We start from the raw sequence: 16385 nt of genomic DNA, 5'->3' as shown, positions 1-16385 counted from the left end.
GATGCCGGCGGTTGCGGCAGTCGGCGTCTCGGATGTCTGCGGCGAGTGCTCCTCCCCGCTGTCGGTGGTCGAACGTAAGGTGAGAAACGTGAATGCAGAAGAGATACATCCCTGGGCCCACCGACTCGGCGTCTTCGACCTCGAGACCACGGGCATCGATGTGCGCACGTCGCGCATCGTCAGCGCACACGTCGGCCTGATCGACGCCGACGGCGAGGTCGTGCGCCGCACCGACTGGCTGGCCGACCCCGGCATCGAGATCCCGGCGCAGGCCTCGGCCGTTCACGGCATCAGCACCGAGCGGGCCCGCGCCGAGGGTCGCGACGCCGCCGTCGTGGTCGCCGAGATCCTCGCCGAGCTCAAGGCGCTCATCGCCGCCGGCATCCCCATCGTCATCTACAACGCGCCCTATGATTTGAGCCTGCTGCACCACGAGGCCGAGCGCTACGGCCTCGAGCCGCTGCACGAGCCGGCCCCCGTCATCGACCCGCTCGTCATCGACAAGGCCGTCGACCGCTACCGCAAGGGCAAGCGCACGCTCGAGGCCGCGGCCGCCCACTACGGCGTCGAGCTGACCGACGCGCACGACGCCGGTGCCGACGCCATCGCCGCGGGCCGCGTCGCCCAGGCGCTCGCGCGCGCCCACGGCGAGAAGCTCCTGTTCGAGGCTATCGAGCTGCACAAGCTGCAGGTCGGCTGGTGCGAAGACCAGGCGGCAAGCTTCCAGGACTACATGCGCCGCACGCGCGACCCCGACTTCACCACGAGTGGTGCCTGGCCGATTCGCTAACGCCGATTCCCTGGCGCCGATTCGCTGACGCCTCAGGGCTTGCGCGTCACGGGCTGGCGCGACGCTGGCTAACGCGTCACCTTTGCCTGTCGCGGGCGGGTGCCGAAAAGGGCTGGACGATTTCCGAGTCGTTCAGCCCTTCGTCGTATGCCCAGCTTGGCGCCTCACTCATCGACCGTCCGCGGGTACGACACAGGGCCGTGCAACCTGACGGTTGCACGGCCCTGTGGAGCGATTCTGTGTCGAGCCTCGCGTGAGCGAAGCCCGAATCAGAGGGAACGGCCTATTTGCCGAAGCCCTTGAAGCGCTGGTTGAACTTCTCGACGCGGCCGGCCGAGTCCATGATGCGCTGCTTACCCGTGTAGAACGGGTGCGACTCGGACGAGATCTCGACGTCGATGACGGGGTACTCGACGCCGTCGAGCTCGATGGTCTTGTTCGACGAGACGGTGGAATGGGTGAGGAAGGTCGCACCCGAAGCGAGGTCGCGGAAAACGACCGGTGCGTACGTGGGGTGGGTGTCAGTCTTCATGAGGTTCCTTGCGATCGTTGTCTGTGTGGTGGCACTAAAAGAATCTGGCGCAGACGCCAGCTACCTACTTTATCAGATGGTTGGCCGTGTGCGTGAGCGTTGCCGCGAGGCGTGTCGCGCGCGGTGAACGCTACTCGGCGCGGGCGTTGAAGCGGCCGTTGTGCTCCTCGAGCACGATCGACAGGCCGAAGGCATTCGTGAGGTTCTCGGAGGTCAAGGTCTCGGCAAGCGTTCCCTGGGCGACGATGCCACCGTTGCCGAGCAGTAGCGCATGCGTGAAGCCGATGGGGATCTCCTCGACGTGGTGCGTGACCATGACGATGGCGGGGGCCTCTTCGGAGCGGGCGTAGCCGCCCAGCAGCGCGACGAGCTCTTCGCGCGAACCGAGGTCGAGGCTGGCGGCCGGCTCGTCGAGCAACAACAGCTCGGGGTCGGTCATCACGGCGCGGGCGATGAGGACGCGCTTCTGCTCGCCGTCGCTCAGCGTGCCGAAGGTGCGGTCGGCCAGGCCCTCGAGCCGCCACTCGGACAGCACGCGGTGGGCGCGTCGCTCGTCGATCTGCTCGTAGTCTTCCGTCCACCGGCCGGTGACCGAGTAGGCGGCCGTCATGACGACGTTGAGAACCGTCTCATCGTTCGGCACGCGCCGGGCCATCGCGGTCGACGCGAAGCCGATGCGCGGGCGCAGCTCGAAGACGTCGATGCCGCCGAGACGCGAGCCGAGCAGGTCGACCTGCCCGCGCGACGGGTGGATGAAGCTCGAGGCCAGCTGCAGCAGTGTGGTCTTGCCGGCGCCGTTCGGGCCGAGGATCACCCAACGTTCGTTCTCCTCCACCGACCAGGTGATGGAGTCAAGAATGGGGCTTCCGCCACGGTTTACGGATACATCGGTGAATTGAACAACGCTCGCCATGGGTCCAGCCTATCGGCCGGTGGCGAGCCCGGAGTGCCGTTTATGCACTCCGAACCCGCCGAATCTCAGTCCGCGGCGATCGAACGGTACAGCGCCTCGGTTTGATCGGCGATACGTTGCCAGCTGAACTCGGTTTCGGCACGCTCGCGGCCGGCGCGGCCCATCTCGCGGGCACGTTCCGGATCGCTCACGACCTCGATCAGGGCGTCCGCGAGGTCGCGTACGAACTTCTCGGGGTCGGTCGGCGTGCCCGTGCCATCCGTGGCCTGGTCGATGGGCACGATGCGGCCCGTCACACCGTCGACCACGACCTCGGGGATGCCGCCGGTTCCCGTTCCGACGACGGCCGCGCCGCACGCCATGGCCTCGAGGTTGACGATTCCGAGCGGTTCGTAAACCGACGGGCAAACGAACGTGGTGGCCGCGGTGAGGATGCTGGAAAGCTCGCGGCGTGCCAGCATCCGGTCGATCCAGATGACGCCCTCGCGCTCCTGCTGCAGCTGACGCACGCCCTCTTGCACCTCGGCGAGGATCTCGGGGGTGTCGGGGGCTCCGGCGCACAGCACGACCTGCACCTCGGCGGGCAAGAACCGCAGCGCCTTCAGCAGGTAAGGCAGACCCTTCTGGCGGGTGATGCGGCCCACGAATACCACGGACGGTTTCTGAGGGTCAACCCCTAAAGATCGCACCAACTCGTCATCGTGCACCGGCGCCCACGCGTCGATGTCGATTCCGTTGTAGATCGTGACGACCTTCTCGGGGTCGATCGAGGGATAGCTGCGCAGGATGTCGGCGCGCATACCGTTCGACACGGCGACCACGCGGTCGGCCGCCTCGAACGCGGTCTTCTCGATCCAGCTCGAAACGCGGTAGCCGCCGCCGAGCTGCTCGGCCTTCCACGGACGCAGGGGTTCGAGCGAGTGCGCGGTCACCACATGAGGGATGCCGTGCAGCAGTTTTGCGATGTGACCAGCGGCGTTTGCATACCAGGTGTGCGAGTGCACGACGTCGGCGCCCGCGGCATCCGCCACCATCTCGAGGTCGGTGCCGAGCGTGCCGATGGCGCCGTTCGCCCCGGCGAGGCCCTCGGGCAGCGCATAGGCGGTCGTGTGCTCCTCGGAACGCGGCGCGCCGAAGCAGCGCACTTCCACATCGATGGACCGACGGAGAGCGGAGACCAGCTCCGCCACGTGCACACCGGCACCGCCATAGATCTCGGGGGGATATTCCTTCGTCAACACATCGACTCGCATGTCGAGAACGCTAGTACACCCCTGAGGTTGGCTCTAGTGTGGGGGAATGGTTGCATCGAAGAAGATCTTTGGCATCGTCTTGGCCGGTGGCGAAGGCAAGCGTCTTATGCCCCTCACGGCCGACCGGGCAAAACCGGCGGTTCCGTTCGGTGGTCAGTACCGGTTGATCGACTTCGCGCTCAGCAACCTGATCAACTCGGGTCTCACGCAGATCGTCGTGCTCACGCAGTACAAGTCGCATTCGCTCGACCGTCACGTGTCGCAGACCTGGCGTCTGTCGGGGCTTCTCGACTCCTACGTGGCCTCGGTGCCCGCCCAGCAGCGGCTCGGCAAGCGATGGTTCTCCGGCTCGGCCGACGCCATCCTTCAGTCGCTCAACCTGTTGCGTGACGAGAAGCCCGACATCGTGGTCGTGGTCGGCGCCGACCACGTCTACCGCATGGACTTCACCCAGATGATCGAGGCGCACATCGCGTCGGGTCTCGGGGCGACGGTCGCGGCCATCCGTCAGCCCATCGAGCTGAGCGACCAGTTCGGCGTCATCGACGTCGACCAGAACGACCCCACGCGTGTCGAGCGCTTCCTCGAGAAGCCCATCGACGCCCCCGGCCTGCCCGATGCGCCGCACGAGGTGCTCGCGTCCATGGGCAACTACGTCTTCAACGCCGATGCCTTGATCGATGCGGTCACGCGCGATGGCGAACGCACCGATTCGAACCACGACATGGGTGGCGACATCATCCCCGATTTCGTGAACCGCGAGGATGCCGGTGTTTACGACCTGCGCCGCAACGACGTTCCCGGGTCGACCGATCGCGACCGCTACTACTGGCGCGACGTGGGAACGATCGACTCGTTCTTCGAGGCCCACCAGGACCTCATCTCGACGCTCCCGATCTTCAACCTCTACAACCGCGAGTGGCCCATCTTCTCGCAGCAGCTGAACTCGCCGCCCGCCAAGTTCGTGCGCGACGCCAAGGGCAACCTCGGCACCGTGATCGACTCGATCGTCTCGTTGGGTTCGCTCATCTCGGGCGCGCACATCGAGCGCAGCGTGCTCGGCCCGTGGGCTCAGCTCGAATCGGGTGCGCGCGTCGTCGACTCGGTCGTGTTCGACCGTGTGCAGATCGGCCCGGATGCCGTCGTGCAGCGCGCCATCCTCGACAAGAACGTGCTCGTGCGGCCCGGCGCCCAGATCGGCGTGGATCACGATCGCGACCGTGCGCGTGGCTTCACCGTCACCGATTCCGGTCTCACCGTGGTCGGCAAGGGCGTGTGCGTCGAGCCATGACGCCCACGGATGCCGCGACCGCTCCCCCGCGCGGCCGCTTCCTCGTCGTGCTCGACGCCGACTCGACTCTGCTACAGAACGAGGCCATCGAGCTGCTGGCCGCCGAGGCCGGGTCGCTCGACGAGGTCGAACGCATCACGACGCAGGCCATGCGCGGCGAACTCGACTTCGCGGCCAGCCTGCGCGCGCGGGTGTCGACGCTGCGTGGCCTCGACAGCTCGGCGCTCGACCGGGCGCGCGCACAGATCGCCCCGACATCCGGCGCTCGAGAGCTCGTCGACGCCGTTCACGCGGCAGACGGCCTAATCGGGGTCGTCTCGGGCGGTTTCCACGAGCTGCTGGATGCGACGGCCGACCGTCTCGGACTCGATTTCTGCCTGGCCAACCGCCTGGCGGTAGCCGACGGTCGCCTCACGGGCGAGGTCGACGGCCCCATCGTCACGGCCACCACGAAGGCCGAGTCGCTCACGGGCTGGGCGACGGCATCCGATATCCCGCTTCACCGCACGCTTGCCGCCGGCGACGGAGCAAATGATCTCGAGATGATGGCGGTCGCCGGCATCGGGGTCGCATTCAATGCCAAGCCGGTCGTGCGTGAGCGTGCTGACGTCGTGGCGCAGGAGGTCGACCTCCGCGCCCTGCTGCCACTCCTCGGCATCCCGCGCGGTTCTGTCTAGACCTGCTCATGCTGGCGCCGAACGGTGGTGCCGCACGCTGAGACGCACGTTCGTCGGCGGCCCTGCCCGCCGAACCCACAGCAATCCGCGCCCTGCCCGCCGAACCCACAGCAGTCGGCGCTCTGCCCGCCGAGGCGCACGTCAGTCCGCGACCCCACCCGCTGGGGCACACCACACCCGCCTCTCCGGGGGCTCGGCTGTCCTCGGCAGACGAGGAATGTTCTTCGGTCTAGTGGCCCATTCCGAGGCCACCGTCGACGGGGATGACCGCGCCCGAAATGTAGGCGGCGTCGTCGCTGGCGATCCAGGCAACGACCTTGGCGACCTCGTTGGCCGTGGCGAAACGACCGGCGGGGATGCTCTTCTTGTAGTCGGCCTGCGTGGCCTCGGGCAGCTCGGCCGTCATGTCGGTCTCGATGAAACCGGGGGCGACGACGTTCGCGGTGATGCCTCGGCCGCCCAGCTCGCGCGTGATCGAGCGCGCCATGCCGACGAGCCCGCTCTTCGAGGCCGCGTAATTGACCTGACCGGCCGAGCCGTAGAGGCCGACGACGCTCGAGATCAGCACGATGCGACCGTACTTCGCCTTCAGCATGCCCTTCGAGGCGCGCTTGACGAGGCGGAACGAGCCGCCCAGGTTGGTGTCGACGACGTCGTCGAAATCGTCGGCAGTCATGCGCATGAGGAGGGTGTCTTTGGTGATGCCGGCGTTGGCCACGACGACCTCGACCGCGCCGAGCTCGGCCTCGACCTCAGCGAACGCGGCGTCGACGGATGCCTGATCGGTCACGTCGGCGCGAACGGTCATGCTGCCGGCGGGGCCCTCGCCCGAACGGGCCGTCACGGCCACGCGGTGCCCCTGGGCGATGAACTCTTCCGCGATGGCATAGCCGATGCCGCGGTTGCCGCCCGAGATGAGTACCGTTCGTGCCGTTGCCATCAGATCATTCCTCCGTATTGCCTTCAGGTCCGCCTCTCCGCGGATAATCCGTACCAGCTTAGGCGAGGGGAAGACGTAGGCTTGACCCATATGAAAACGCAGGCCATCACGTCTCTGCCGCCGTCGCCGGAAGACGACCGACGCAGCAGAATGATCAAGTACACGGTTGCCATGAGCATCCGCGTCGTTTGTGTCGTGCTCCTCGTTTTCGTGCGCGGCTGGGCCATGTGGATCATCGCCGCCGGCGCCATCATCCTTCCCTACATCGCCGTGGTGTTGGCCAACGTGGGCAACACTCCCCCGCAGCCCGACGTCGAGCGCCCGGGTGCCATCGTGCCCGTGGGCCGTCCGGCCCGTTTCGCCGACGAGCCTCGCGGTGAGCGTGAGCGCCAGTCCGACGACGGGAGCGATCGCGCGGATGACGCAAGCCACGCTTCCGGGAATGGCGCCGGCGAGTCGCGCACAGGCGCCGACGAGCGTACTGGTCGCAACGGAGCTGCTCACACTGACCGTGCCCGTAACGGTGACGGCCCAGGTCGCGACGACACTGGTCACGACCGCCCCGCGCCCTGGGCCGAACGGCCCGCCTCATGAGCCTGTTCGACCTCGGGAACGATCCAGACATCGCGCAGTGTTCCCGAGCCGGATGCCGAGCTGCCGCCTCCGCTCGAGTCGAATGGCGCAACCCCAAGATCCACACCCCCGATCGCGTGAAGGTCTGGCTGGCGTGCGATGAGCACGTCGACTACCTGCGCGACTTCCTGGCGGCGCGCGAGTTCCCCGTTCAGGTCGTGGCCTTCGAGAGGACCGCCGAATGACGTCCCCCGATCAGCGGCCCACCCGCTCGGCCTCCCCCGCTCCGTCAGCCTCAGCCCGCGGCCCCGTTCCCGCCGGCCCCGGCTGGTCGTTCGCCTTCTCGAAGCGTTGGGCCGGGTATCTCGCCCTCGTCATCGTTTTCGCTCTCGTCTGCTGCGCGCTCGGCGCCTGGCAGCTGGCCCGTCGTGCCGAGGCCCGCGTCGAGATCGATCGCGTCGCCGCCAATTTCGACCACACGCCGGTGCCTATCGATCAGGCCCTGCCCACGCTCGGCGCCTTCGACGAGGACGACAAGTGGTTGCCCGTGAGCGTCACCGGAACCTACCTCGCCGACGAGCAGGTGCTCGTGCGCAACCGTCCGCTCAACGGCAACCCCGGCTTCGAGGTCATCACGCCCCTCGAGCTGGCGAACGGCGACATCTTCATCGTCGACCGCGGCTGGCTCCCCACGGGCAGCGGCCAAGACTCCCCCGACAACATCCCGGCTCCCCCGGCGGGCGAGGTCACCGTCTCGGCACGTCTCAAGGCCGGCGAGCCCACGCTGCCGGGTCGCGGCGCCCCCGAGGGCCAGATCGCCACCATCCAATTGGATGACCTGCAGAAGACGCTCGATGAGCCCACCTACACGGGTGCCTACGGTCTGCTGGCGAGCGAATCTCCGGCCCCCTCCGAGGCCGCCCCCGTCGGCGTCACGCGTCCGACGCCCGACGAGGGCCCGCACCTGTCGTACTCGTTCCAGTGGTTCGTCTTCGCCATCCTCGGCTTCATCGGCTTCGGCTGGGCCGTGCGGCAGGAGTACCGCAACCTCAACGCCGACGACCCGGAGGAGCGCATCCGCGCCGACGAGCGTGCCCGCAAGAAGGCCATCGCCCAGGCCGAGTCGGATAACGAGGTCGAGGACGCCATCCTCGGTTCGGGTCGCTGAACCCGCTCCCCTGCGCCCGCTGAGACCGGCGACCTGCGGGCTGTGAGCTACAGTCTGCGATGTGCGAATGGCCCTCGTCGAGGCCGCTCATCCGTTTCCACCAACGCTGAAGGGGCTGACTGCGCGATGCAGCCAGCCCCTTCAGCCCGTTCGTCGGTGCCGGTGCGGAGACCGGCCGAACCTACGCCAACGAGATCAGGTCGGCGTAATCCTTGTTCCAGTGGTCTTCGACGCCATCGGGCAGGATCAACACGCGCTCGGGGTTGAGCGCCTCGACGGCACCCTCGTCGTGGCTCACGAGCACGACGGCGCCCTCGTAGTGCGCCAGGGCGTCGAGGATCTCCTCGCGGCTGGCCGGGTCGAGGTTGTTCGTCGGCTCATCGAGCAGCAACACGTTGGCGGCTGAGACGACGAGCATGGCGAGGGCCAGACGCGTCTTCTCTCCACCGGAGAGCACGCCCGCGGGCTTGTGTGCGTCGTCACCCGTGAAGAGGAACGAGCCCAGCACCTTGCGCGCCTCGGTCTCGGTGATGTGCGGCGAAGACGACACCATGTTCTCGAGCACCGAACGCTTCACGTCGATGGTCTCGTGTTCCTGGGCGTAGTAGCCGATGCGCAGGCCGTGCCCGGGCTCGATCTGGCCCGTGTCGGGCTTGTCGACGCCCGCGAGCATGCGCAGCAGCGTGGTCTTGCCGGCACCGTTGAAGCCCAGGATGACGACCTTCGAGCCCCGGTCGATCGCGAGGTCGACGGCCGTGAAGATCTCGAGCGAGCCGTAGCTCTTCGACAGGTCGCTCGCCATGAGGGGCGTGCGGCCACACGGTGCGGGTGCGGGGAAGCGCAGCTTTGCCACGCGGTCGACCGCGCGCACCTCGTCGAGCCCCGACAGCATGCGCTCGGCGCGCGCGACCATCTGGTGCGCCGATGCCGCCTTGGATGCCTTGGCCCCGAACTTCGCGGCCTGCATCTGCAGCGCGGTCGCCTTCTTTTCGACGTTGACGCGCTCTTTCTTGCGGCGCTCCTCGTCGGCGGCGCGCTGCCGCTGATAGTTCTTCCAGTTCATGTTGTAGACGTCGATCACCATGCGGTTGGCGTCGAGGTAGAACACGCGGTTCACCGTCTCGCCCACGAGCTCGACATCGTGGCTGATCATGACGACGCCACCCTGGTAGTTCTTGATGAACTCGCGCAGCCACACGACGGAATCGGCGTCGAGGTGGTTGGTGGGCTCGTCGAGCAGCATGGTCTCGGCACCGGAGAAGAGGATGCGCGCGAGCTCGATGCGGCGGCGCTGACCGCCGGAGAGCGTGCGCAGCGGCTGGTCGAGGATGCGGTCGGGCAGGCTCAGGTTCGACGCGATCGACGCGGCCTCGGCTTCGGCGGCATAGCCCCCGAGCGCGAGGAAGCGGTCTTCGATGGCACCGTAGCGTTTCATGGCGGCGTCGCTGACGGCGGCGTCGGGCGACGCCATCTCCTCCATCGCCTTGCTCATCTGCAAGACGGCCTGGCCGAGGCCACGGGCGTCGAGGATGCGCGTGCGTGCGAGGTCGTCGGGGTTGCCCGAGCGGGGGTCCTGCGGCAGATAGCCGATCTCGCCCGTGTATTCGATCTTGCCGGCCGTCGGGGGCAGCTCGCCCGCGAGGGTTTTGGTGAGCGTGGTCTTGCCGGCGCCGTTGCGACCGACGAGCCCGATCTTCTCGCCGGCGGAAACGCGGAAGTTGACGTCTTCCATGAGGACGCGTGCGCCGACACGAATCTCGAGGTCGTGCACACTCAGCACAGGCAAAGTCCTATTCTTTGGTGACGTTCATACAACGTCGTTCAGGGGGGTCAGCCCTCTAGTATAAATCCTGGGCCGACGGTTCGATAATCGTCCGGCCAGATCCCCCACCGATCTTCATCAAGGAGACCCATGACCAGTGTGACATTCGACCGGGCACGCCCCACGCTCGCCGACGCGCTCGTGCAGAATCGCAGCCTCGCCACCGATGCGGCCCTCGTGGTCGCCGGCACCGCTGTCGTCGCGGGCCTCGCCCAGGTGAGCATCCCGCTCTGGCCCGTTCCGATCACCGGCCAGACCCTCGCGGTCATCCTCGTCGGCGCGTCGCTCGGTGCCCGCCGCGGCTTCGCATCGCTCGCGCTCTACCTCGTGCTGGGTGTCGCCGGCCTGCCGATCTTCGCCGAGTTCACGGGTGGTCCGCTCAGCGTGCTCAAGCCGAGCTTCGGTTTCATCATCGGCATGGTCTTCACGGCCGGTCTGGTCGGATGGCTGGCCGAACGCAACTGGGACAAGAAGTTCTGGCTCGCCTTCCTGGGCTTCATCCTCGCCAGCATCGTCCCGTTCCTGTTCGGCGTGCCCTACATGGCCATCGTGCTCGGCAACCTCGGCATCGACAACTCGCTCGCCAACGTCCTGGCGCTCGGCGTGTTCCCGTTCATCGTCGGCGGAATCGTCAAGGCCGCCATCGCCGCGGGCCTGCTGCCCCTCGCCTGGAAGGGCGTCCGTTCGATCGACGCCCGCAAGGACGGCTCAGCGAACTAGCCCCGCGCAAGCCGAGGCTTGCAGCAACGATAAAGGCGCGCTCCCCGCGGGGAGCGCGCCTTTTCGTGAATCTCGCTGCCTGAGCTTGAGCCTGAGCCTGAGCCTGAGGGCGGTGCCGTGCCTAGATCGAGAAGCCCAGCGCGCGCATCATGTCCCGACCATCGTCGGTGATGCGCTCGGGGCCCCACGGCGGCATCCACACCCAGTTGATGCGGAACGCGTCCACGACGCCATCCAGCGCCTGAGCGGTCTGCTCTTCGAGCACGTCGGTCAGCGGGCAGCCGGCCGAGGTCAGCGTCATGTGAATGATGAGGGCGTCGTTCTCGTCATCCCAACCGAGGTCGTAGATGAGGCCGAGGTCGACGACGTTCACGCCGAGCTCGGGGTCCATGACGTCCTTCAGGGCCTCTTCGACCTCGTCGAACTTCTGCGGTGCCAGTGTGGTAACCATGTCGTTATCCTAAGCAGTCGCTTCGGCCGTGAGGAAGCGGTCGTAGCCTTCTTCTTCCAAACGGTCAGCGAGCGCGGGGCCGCCCTCTTCGGCGACCTTTCCGGCGACGAACACGTGCACGAAGTCGGGCTTGATGTACCGCAGGATGCGCGTGTAGTGCGTGATGAGCAGAACGCCGAGGCCGGTGTTCTCCTTGGCGCGGTTGACGCCCTCGGAGACGATCTTGAGCGCGTCGACGTCGAGGCCGGAGTCGGTCTCGTCGAGCACGGCGAAGTTCGGCTTGAGCAGTTCGAGCTGCAGGATCTCGTGGCGCTTCTTCTCGCCACCCGAGAATCCTTCGTTGACGTTGCGCTCGGCGAACGCGGCGTCCATGCGCAGGTCGGTCATCGACTTCTTGACGTCCTTGATCCAGTGGCGGATGGAGGGTGCCTCACCGTCGATGGCCGTCTTAGCCGTGCGCAGGAAGTTCGTGACGGTCACGCCGGGGATCTCGACCGGGTACTGCATGGCGAGGAACAGGCCGGCGCGGGCGCGCTCGTCGACGCTCATGGCGAGCACGTCTTCGCCGTCGAGCGTGATGCTGCCGGAGTCGACCGTGTACTTGGGGTGGCCGGCGATCGTGTAGGCCAACGTGGACTTGCCCGAGCCGTTGGGGCCCATGATGGCGTGCGTCTCACCCGTGCGGATCGTCAGGTCGACGCCCTTGAGGATGGGCTTCGTGCCCTGTTCGGTTTCGACGCTGACGTGCAGGTCGCGGATCTCGAGTACAGACATGGATCTAAATCTCTTTCGTTACGGTCGGGTCGATGAAGATGTCGCCGTCGACCACGTCTACGTTGTAGACCGGGACGGGTTCATAGGCGGGCAGCGTGAGCGGCTTACCCGTGGTGAGCGAGAACTGCGAACCGTGCGCCCAGCATTCGAGCGTGTCGTTCTCGACGAAACCTTCGGAGAGCGAGATGTCTCCGTGCGTGCACGTGTCACCGATGGCGAAGATGTCGCCGGCTGAGTCTTGGACGAGGGCGATCGGATGTCCCTCGACCACCACGCGCTTGGCCTGGTTGGGCGAGAGCTCCGAGACGGAACAGACGCGGGGGGCCATGTTTATTCGCCCCCGGTGATGGCGGTTTTCGCCAGCTCGTCTTCGATCGCCGCCTGCAGCCGCTCTTCGAGCTCGGCGACGCCGATCTTCTGCACGATCTCGGTGAGGAAGCCGCGCACGACGAGGCGGCGAGCCTGGGCCTCGGGGATGCCGCGAGCCTGCAGGTAGAAGAGCTGCTCGTCGTCGAAGCGGCCGGTCGCGCTGGCGTGGCCGGCTCCCTGGATGTCGCCGGTCTCGATCTCGAGGTTCGGCACGGAGTCGGCGCGCGTTCCGTCGGTCAGGACGAGGTTGCGGTTCTGCTCGTAGCTGTCGGTGCCGGGGGCGCTTTGCTGGATGAGCACGTCGCCGATCCAGACCGTGCGGGCGCCGGCGCCCTGCAGGGCACCCTTGTAGTTCACCCGGCTGCGCGTGTTGGGCGCGTCGTGGTTGACGTAGACCTGCTGCTCGAGGTGCTGCCCGGCGTCGGAGAAGTAGAGGCCGAGGGCCTCGACGTCGGCGCCCTGGGAGGCGAGGTGCGTCGTCGGGTTGACGCGCACGACCTTGCCACCGAGCGTCACGACGACGTGCTTGAGCTTGGCGTCGCGGCCGATCTTGGCGAAGTGCGATGCCAGGTGCAGGGCGTCGTCGTTCCACTGCTGCACCGTGACGACGGTCAGCGAGGCACTGTCGCCCACGATGATCTCGACGTTTTCGGAGAGCTGGGCGTCGCCGTCGTTCTGCAAGATGACGAGACCCTGGCTGAACGGCTTGGCCTCGATGATGGTGTGCGCAGCTCGCGGGGCGGTTCCGAGCGCGGAGCGCGCCACGGTGACCGACGCAGCTTCTTCGCCCGACACCGTGATGGCGAGGGCCTTATCGAACGAGCTCCACGCGTTGGCCGAGGCACGCTCTTCGGGGATGCCGGCCGTGCCGATGCGGGTGTCGGTGCGCTCGACCCAGGTGATGTCGATGCCGGAGCCCGGCTCGGCCTGGAACTCGTAGCCCGAGCCATCCAGGTCGCCCTCGATGAGAGAGGACACGGTGGCTACGGGCGTGAGCTTCCACACGGCTTCGCGACCCGTGACGGTCGGGAAGTCGAGGACGTTCGTCGAGGCGAATCGCGCCGAGCGGGTCTGCACGGGAACGTAGCCGCCATCAGAGTGCGCCTTGAATCCGTGCTGACCCGACTCGTCGAGACGAGTCGTTGTTGCTTCTGGTGCTTGGGTCGACATTTAACCGACGGATCCTTCCATGCCCATTTCAATGAGCTTGTTGAGTTCGAGCGCGTACTCCATCGGCAGTTCGCGGGCGATGGGCTCGATGAAGCCACGCACGATCATGGCCATGGCCTCGTCTTCGGGCATGCCGCGCGACATCAGGTAGAAGAGCTGCTCTTCGCTGACCTTCGAGACGGTGGCCTCGTGGCCGAGCTGCACGTCGTCGACACGGATGTCGATCGCGGGGTAGGTGTCGCTGCGCGAGATGGTGTCGACGAGCAGGGCGTCGCAGCGCACGGTGTTGGCCGAGTGGTGCGCGGCTGCGTCGACGCGGACCTCGCCGCGGTAACCGGCACGACCGCCGCCACGGGCGATCGACTTCGAGACGATCGACGACTGCGTGTAGGGAGCCATGTGGATCATCTTGGCGCCGGCGTCTTGGTGCTGGCCGGGGCCCGCGAAGGCCACGGAGAGCGTCTCGCCCTTGGCGTGCTCGCCCATGAGGTAGATGGACGGGTACTTCATGGTGACCTTGGAACCGATGTTGCCGTCGATCCACTCCATGGTCGCGCCCTCGGCGGCCGTGGCGCGCTTGGTGACCAGGTTGTAGACGTTGTTCGACCAGTTCTGGATCGTCGTGTAGCGAACGCGGGCGTTCTTCTTGACGATGATCTCGACCACGGCCGAGTGCAGCGAGTCGGACTTGTAGATGGGAGCCGTGCAGCCCTCGATGTAGTGCACGTAGCTGCCCTCGTCGGCGATGATCAGCGTGCGCTCGAACTGGCCCATGTTCTCGGTGTTGATGCGGAAGTAGGCCTGCAGGGGGATGTCGACGTGCACGCCCGGCGGCACGTAGACGAACGAGCCACCCGACCAGACGGACGTGTTGAGCGCCGCGAACTTGTTGTCACCCGAGGGGATGACGGTGCCGAAGTACTCCTCGAAGATCTCGGGGTGCTCGCGCAATGCGGTGTCGGTGTCTTTGAAGATGACACCCTGCTGCTCGAGGTCTTCGCGGATCTGGTGGTAGACGACCTCGGACTCGTACTGAGCCGCGACGCCACCGACCAGGCGCTGACGCTCGGCCTCGGGGATGCCGAGCTTCTCGTAGGTGTTGCGGATGTCTTCGGGCAGGTCTTCCCAGGTCTGGGCCTGCTTCTCCGTGGAACGGACGAAGTACTTGATGTTGTCGAAGTCGATGTCCGAGAGATCGGCACCCCACGTGGGCATCGGTTTGCGCTCGAACAGCTGAAGCGCCTTGAGGCGTCGCTGGAGCATCCAGTCGGGCTCGTTCTTCAGGCGCGAGATGTCGGCGACGATCTCGGGCGAGATTCCTCGACGGGCGGATGCGCCGGCCGCATCGGAGTCGGACCAGCCGAACTCGTACTGACCCAGAGACTCGAGCTCGGGGCGGTCGATCAAGACATCAGACATAAATACCTCTTTTCCTACCGCTAGAAACAGGATCTCTGTTCACGGCATTCCCGCCGGGCCGAATTGTCACCGCATGATCAGGTCGCCGATCTCTCGGAGGCTGACCGCTCGACGCGCCGCGAGCGACGGAGGAGCGTGCAATGGCCTTCGGTGGCCGACGTACGGGGTTCTTCGAGTTTCCGGTTTCCGCAGGGCTGCCCCAGTGGTGGGCCGCTCGTCGAAACGTGTCGGTGGTCGAGCACATCGGTGCAAGTTGCGATCTCAGGCCGCGAACGTGTCGGCGGCCGCGCGATGCGAACTTACAATTGTGAGTGAACTCGAGCTTTGATGTTCAAACGTTCGGCCTGCCTCTGCAGTGCTTCCGACGTGGAACCTGGGCCAATTCTACAGGGAGAGACGGGTAAAAGGCCCCACTCTCCCAGCTTGTTGTGACGAAATATCTGAGAGAACGGACTGCGTCGATCGTGGAGAACCTGAGAGCGCTGACACGCCGATTCTGGAACTGGCTGCCGAACGGTGTCGACGACCGTCGAGTGCGCGTCCTCGGCTGGACCACGCTCGTCGTCCAGACGGTCATCGTGGGCACGGGCGGGCTCGTGCGGCTCACGGCATCCGGCCTGGGCTGCCCCACCTGGCCCAAGTGCACGACGGGTTCGCTCGTGAACACGCCCGAGATGGGCATCCACGGTGTCATCGAGTTCGGCAACCGCCTGCTCACGTTCGTGCTCGTCATCGTCGCCATCGCGGCTTTCATGGCCGTCATCCGGTTCCGGGCCGAGCGCCGCGACCTGTTCGTGTTGACCCTGCTCATCGGCCTCGGCATCCCCGCGCAGGCCATCATCGGCGGAATCAGCGTGCTCACCAAGCTCAACCCGTATGTCGTGGGCTTCCACTTCGTCGTGTCGGTCGTGCTCGTCGCGCTGTCGACCGCACTCGTCTATCGCATCTACACGCCGACCGGACACCGCATCCTCGACGTGCCGCGCTGGTATGCGATCACGGCTCACGTCACGAGCGCCGTCGTGGCCGTCACCATCGTGGTCGGCATCCTGACGACCGGTTCGGGGCCGCACGCCGGTGACGCCGACGCGCCCCGCAACGGGCTCGACTCCGAGTTCCTGCAGCACGTGCACAGCTGGCCCGCCTACGCCACGCTGGCGCTCACGCTCGTGCTCGTGATCGGTGCCTTCGCTTCGCCCTACGTGGGGCTGCGCCGCTGGACCGCGTTGCTGCTCGCCGTCGAGGTCGTGCAGATCATCGTGGGGCTCACTCAGGCGCGCCTGGGGCTGCCCGCCATCCTCGTGGGCATCCACATGGTTCTCGCGTGCCTGCTGGCCTCGGCCATGACCGCGGTCGTGCTCAACCTCAAGTCGCCGGCCATCGCCCTCTCCCCCGGCGACGACGTGGCCGACCTGGATGCCGCGGCCCCCACGTCCATGCGCCGCTGACGTCCCGACGCGCTGACCCGCTCACATGCCGGGTCGTCGTCACCGGATAATCCCCCACAACGAAGAAGCCCCTCA

18 protein-coding genes are annotated in these 16385 nt (G+C 66.6%); 8 read left to right on the top strand and 10 right to left on the bottom strand.

The window, feature by feature from the left end; translation table 11 throughout:
- Positions 1-88 precede the first annotated feature (88 nt).
- Positions 89-790 (top strand): 3'-5' exonuclease, encoded by a 702-nt coding sequence (locus ACUWEX_RS08120; protein WP_234991011.1) that lies wholly within the window; start codon positions 89-91, stop codon positions 788-790.
- 283 nt (positions 791-1073) lie between these two features.
- Here the strand turns inward: ACUWEX_RS08120 and ACUWEX_RS08115 are convergent, their stop codons facing one another.
- The 3 genes from ACUWEX_RS08115 to glgA form a co-directional block, all read right to left on the bottom strand.
- Complete coding sequence (locus tag ACUWEX_RS08115) at positions 1074-1322, bottom strand: type B 50S ribosomal protein L31 (protein ID WP_445995895.1); 249 nt, start codon at positions 1320-1322, stop codon at positions 1074-1076.
- Positions 1323-1452: 130 nt separating this feature from the next.
- Entirely contained in the window at positions 1453-2235 is a 783-nt protein-coding gene (locus tag ACUWEX_RS08110) for an ABC transporter ATP-binding protein (protein WP_079727617.1), read from the bottom strand.
- A 65-nt stretch (positions 2236-2300) separates the two neighbouring features.
- A complete protein-coding gene (gene glgA, locus ACUWEX_RS08105) occupies positions 2301-3488 on the bottom strand; it encodes a glycogen synthase (protein WP_079727616.1) in 1188 nt (395 codons plus the stop codon).
- A gap of 46 nt (positions 3489-3534) precedes the next feature.
- Here glgA and ACUWEX_RS08100 point away from each other — a divergent pair, with 46 nt between their 5' ends.
- Together ACUWEX_RS08100 and serB are read left to right on the top strand one after the other, a co-directional pair.
- On the top strand, positions 3535-4779 hold the full coding sequence (locus ACUWEX_RS08100) for a glucose-1-phosphate adenylyltransferase (RefSeq protein WP_079727615.1): 1245 nt from the start codon (positions 3535-3537) through the stop codon (positions 4777-4779).
- Positions 4776-5456: a phosphoserine phosphatase SerB gene (serB, locus tag ACUWEX_RS08095; RefSeq protein WP_079727614.1), complete on the top strand. Its 681-nt coding sequence runs from the start codon at positions 4776-4778 to the stop codon at positions 5454-5456. Before ACUWEX_RS08100 ends, serB begins: the two co-directional genes overlap by 4 nt.
- A gap of 229 nt (positions 5457-5685) precedes the next feature.
- Here serB and fabG read toward each other — a convergent pair whose 3' ends face one another.
- Positions 5686-6396 (bottom strand): 3-oxoacyl-ACP reductase FabG, encoded by a 711-nt coding sequence (gene fabG, locus ACUWEX_RS08090; protein WP_079727613.1) that lies wholly within the window; start codon positions 6394-6396, stop codon positions 5686-5688.
- Positions 6397-6486: 90 nt separating this feature from the next.
- Here fabG and ACUWEX_RS08085 point away from each other — a divergent pair, with 90 nt between their 5' ends.
- Genes ACUWEX_RS08085 through ACUWEX_RS08075 form a run of 3 tightly spaced genes read left to right on the top strand, consistent with a single transcriptional unit; the run spans position 6487 to position 8137 of the window.
- A complete protein-coding gene (locus tag ACUWEX_RS08085; protein ID WP_079727612.1) occupies positions 6487-6990 on the top strand; it encodes a DUF3099 domain-containing protein in 504 nt (167 codons plus the stop codon).
- The gene (locus tag ACUWEX_RS08080) at positions 6987-7214 is read left to right on the top strand and encodes a hypothetical protein (protein ID WP_079727611.1); all 228 of its coding nucleotides are present in this window, start codon (positions 6987-6989) and stop codon (positions 7212-7214) included. The genes ACUWEX_RS08085 and ACUWEX_RS08080 overlap by 4 nt, the downstream gene beginning before the upstream one ends.
- Entirely contained in the window at positions 7211-8137 is a 927-nt protein-coding gene (locus ACUWEX_RS08075) for an SURF1 family cytochrome oxidase biogenesis protein (protein ID WP_445995894.1), read from the top strand. Before ACUWEX_RS08080 ends, ACUWEX_RS08075 begins: the two co-directional genes overlap by 4 nt.
- Before the next feature lie 181 nt (positions 8138-8318).
- On the opposite strand, the gene ACUWEX_RS08070 is transcribed toward ACUWEX_RS08075, so the two are convergent.
- Positions 8319-9917 (bottom strand): ABC-F family ATP-binding cassette domain-containing protein, encoded by a 1599-nt coding sequence (locus ACUWEX_RS08070; protein WP_079727609.1) that lies wholly within the window; start codon positions 9915-9917, stop codon positions 8319-8321.
- Positions 9918-10049: 132 nt separating this feature from the next.
- Between ACUWEX_RS08070 and ACUWEX_RS08065 the strand changes: the two genes are divergently transcribed.
- Positions 10050-10679: a biotin transporter BioY gene (locus ACUWEX_RS08065; protein ID WP_079727608.1), complete on the top strand. Its 630-nt coding sequence runs from the start codon at positions 10050-10052 to the stop codon at positions 10677-10679.
- A gap of 121 nt (positions 10680-10800) precedes the next feature.
- Here the strand turns inward: ACUWEX_RS08065 and ACUWEX_RS08060 are convergent, their stop codons facing one another.
- The 5 genes from ACUWEX_RS08060 to sufB are packed head-to-tail and all read right to left on the bottom strand — an operon-like array spanning position 10801 to position 14862.
- A complete protein-coding gene (locus ACUWEX_RS08060) occupies positions 10801-11130 on the bottom strand; it encodes a metal-sulfur cluster assembly factor (RefSeq protein WP_077053175.1) in 330 nt (109 codons plus the stop codon).
- A gap of 9 nt (positions 11131-11139) precedes the next feature.
- Complete coding sequence (sufC, locus tag ACUWEX_RS08055; RefSeq protein WP_445995893.1) at positions 11140-11904, bottom strand: Fe-S cluster assembly ATPase SufC; 765 nt, start codon at positions 11902-11904, stop codon at positions 11140-11142.
- A 4-nt stretch (positions 11905-11908) separates the two neighbouring features.
- On the bottom strand, positions 11909-12232 hold the full coding sequence (locus ACUWEX_RS08050; protein WP_077053177.1) for a non-heme iron oxygenase ferredoxin subunit: 324 nt from the start codon (positions 12230-12232) through the stop codon (positions 11909-11911).
- Positions 12233-12234: 2 nt separating this feature from the next.
- A complete protein-coding gene (sufD, locus tag ACUWEX_RS08045; protein ID WP_445995892.1) occupies positions 12235-13443 on the bottom strand; it encodes a Fe-S cluster assembly protein SufD in 1209 nt (402 codons plus the stop codon).
- Complete coding sequence (gene sufB / locus ACUWEX_RS08040; protein ID WP_079727605.1) at positions 13444-14862, bottom strand: Fe-S cluster assembly protein SufB; 1419 nt, start codon at positions 14860-14862, stop codon at positions 13444-13446.
- A 473-nt stretch (positions 14863-15335) separates the two neighbouring features.
- Between sufB and ACUWEX_RS08035 the strand changes: the two genes are divergently transcribed.
- Positions 15336-16310: a COX15/CtaA family protein gene (locus ACUWEX_RS08035; protein WP_445997626.1), complete on the top strand. Its 975-nt coding sequence runs from the start codon at positions 15336-15338 to the stop codon at positions 16308-16310.
- The last annotated feature ends 75 nt before the right edge of the window (positions 16311-16385 follow it).

The sequence above is a fragment of the Okibacterium fritillariae genome (assembly GCF_052783725.1).
This window is presented reverse-complemented; position numbering and strand designations above follow the sequence as displayed.

What these genes read in the sequence shown, in the direction of transcription:
- ACUWEX_RS08115 (WP_445995895.1), bottom strand. Translation starts at nt 1,322, where the DNA reads ATGAAGACTGACACCCACCCCACGTACGCACCGGTCGTTTTCCGCGAC.
- ACUWEX_RS08110 (WP_079727617.1), bottom strand. Translation starts at nt 2,235, where the DNA reads ATGGCGAGCGTTGTTCAATTCACCGATGTATCCGTAAACCGTGGCGGA.
- glgA (WP_079727616.1), bottom strand. Translation starts at nt 3,488, where the DNA reads ATGCGAGTCGATGTGTTGACGAAGGAATATCCCCCCGAGATCTATGGC.
- ACUWEX_RS08100 (WP_079727615.1), top strand. Translation starts at nt 3,535, where the DNA reads ATGGTTGCATCGAAGAAGATCTTTGGCATCGTCTTGGCCGGTGGCGAA.
- serB (WP_079727614.1), top strand. Translation starts at nt 4,776, where the DNA reads ATGACGCCCACGGATGCCGCGACCGCTCCCCCGCGCGGCCGCTTCCTC.
- fabG (WP_079727613.1), bottom strand. Translation starts at nt 6,396, where the DNA reads ATGGCAACGGCACGAACGGTACTCATCTCGGGCGGCAACCGCGGCATC.
- ACUWEX_RS08085 (WP_079727612.1), top strand. Translation starts at nt 6,487, where the DNA reads ATGAAAACGCAGGCCATCACGTCTCTGCCGCCGTCGCCGGAAGACGAC.
- ACUWEX_RS08080 (WP_079727611.1), top strand. Translation starts at nt 6,987, where the DNA reads ATGAGCCTGTTCGACCTCGGGAACGATCCAGACATCGCGCAGTGTTCC.
- ACUWEX_RS08075 (WP_445995894.1), top strand. Translation starts at nt 7,211, where the DNA reads ATGACGTCCCCCGATCAGCGGCCCACCCGCTCGGCCTCCCCCGCTCCG.
- ACUWEX_RS08065 (WP_079727608.1), top strand. Translation starts at nt 10,050, where the DNA reads ATGACCAGTGTGACATTCGACCGGGCACGCCCCACGCTCGCCGACGCG.
- ACUWEX_RS08060 (WP_077053175.1), bottom strand. Translation starts at nt 11,130, where the DNA reads ATGGTTACCACACTGGCACCGCAGAAGTTCGACGAGGTCGAAGAGGCC.
- sufC (WP_445995893.1), bottom strand. Translation starts at nt 11,904, where the DNA reads ATGTCTGTACTCGAGATCCGCGACCTGCACGTCAGCGTCGAAACCGAA.
- ACUWEX_RS08050 (WP_077053177.1), bottom strand. Translation starts at nt 12,232, where the DNA reads ATGGCCCCCCGCGTCTGTTCCGTCTCGGAGCTCTCGCCCAACCAGGCC.
- sufD (WP_445995892.1), bottom strand. Translation starts at nt 13,443, where the DNA reads ATGTCGACCCAAGCACCAGAAGCAACAACGACTCGTCTCGACGAGTCG.
- sufB (WP_079727605.1), bottom strand. Translation starts at nt 14,862, where the DNA reads ATGTCTGATGTCTTGATCGACCGCCCCGAGCTCGAGTCTCTGGGTCAG.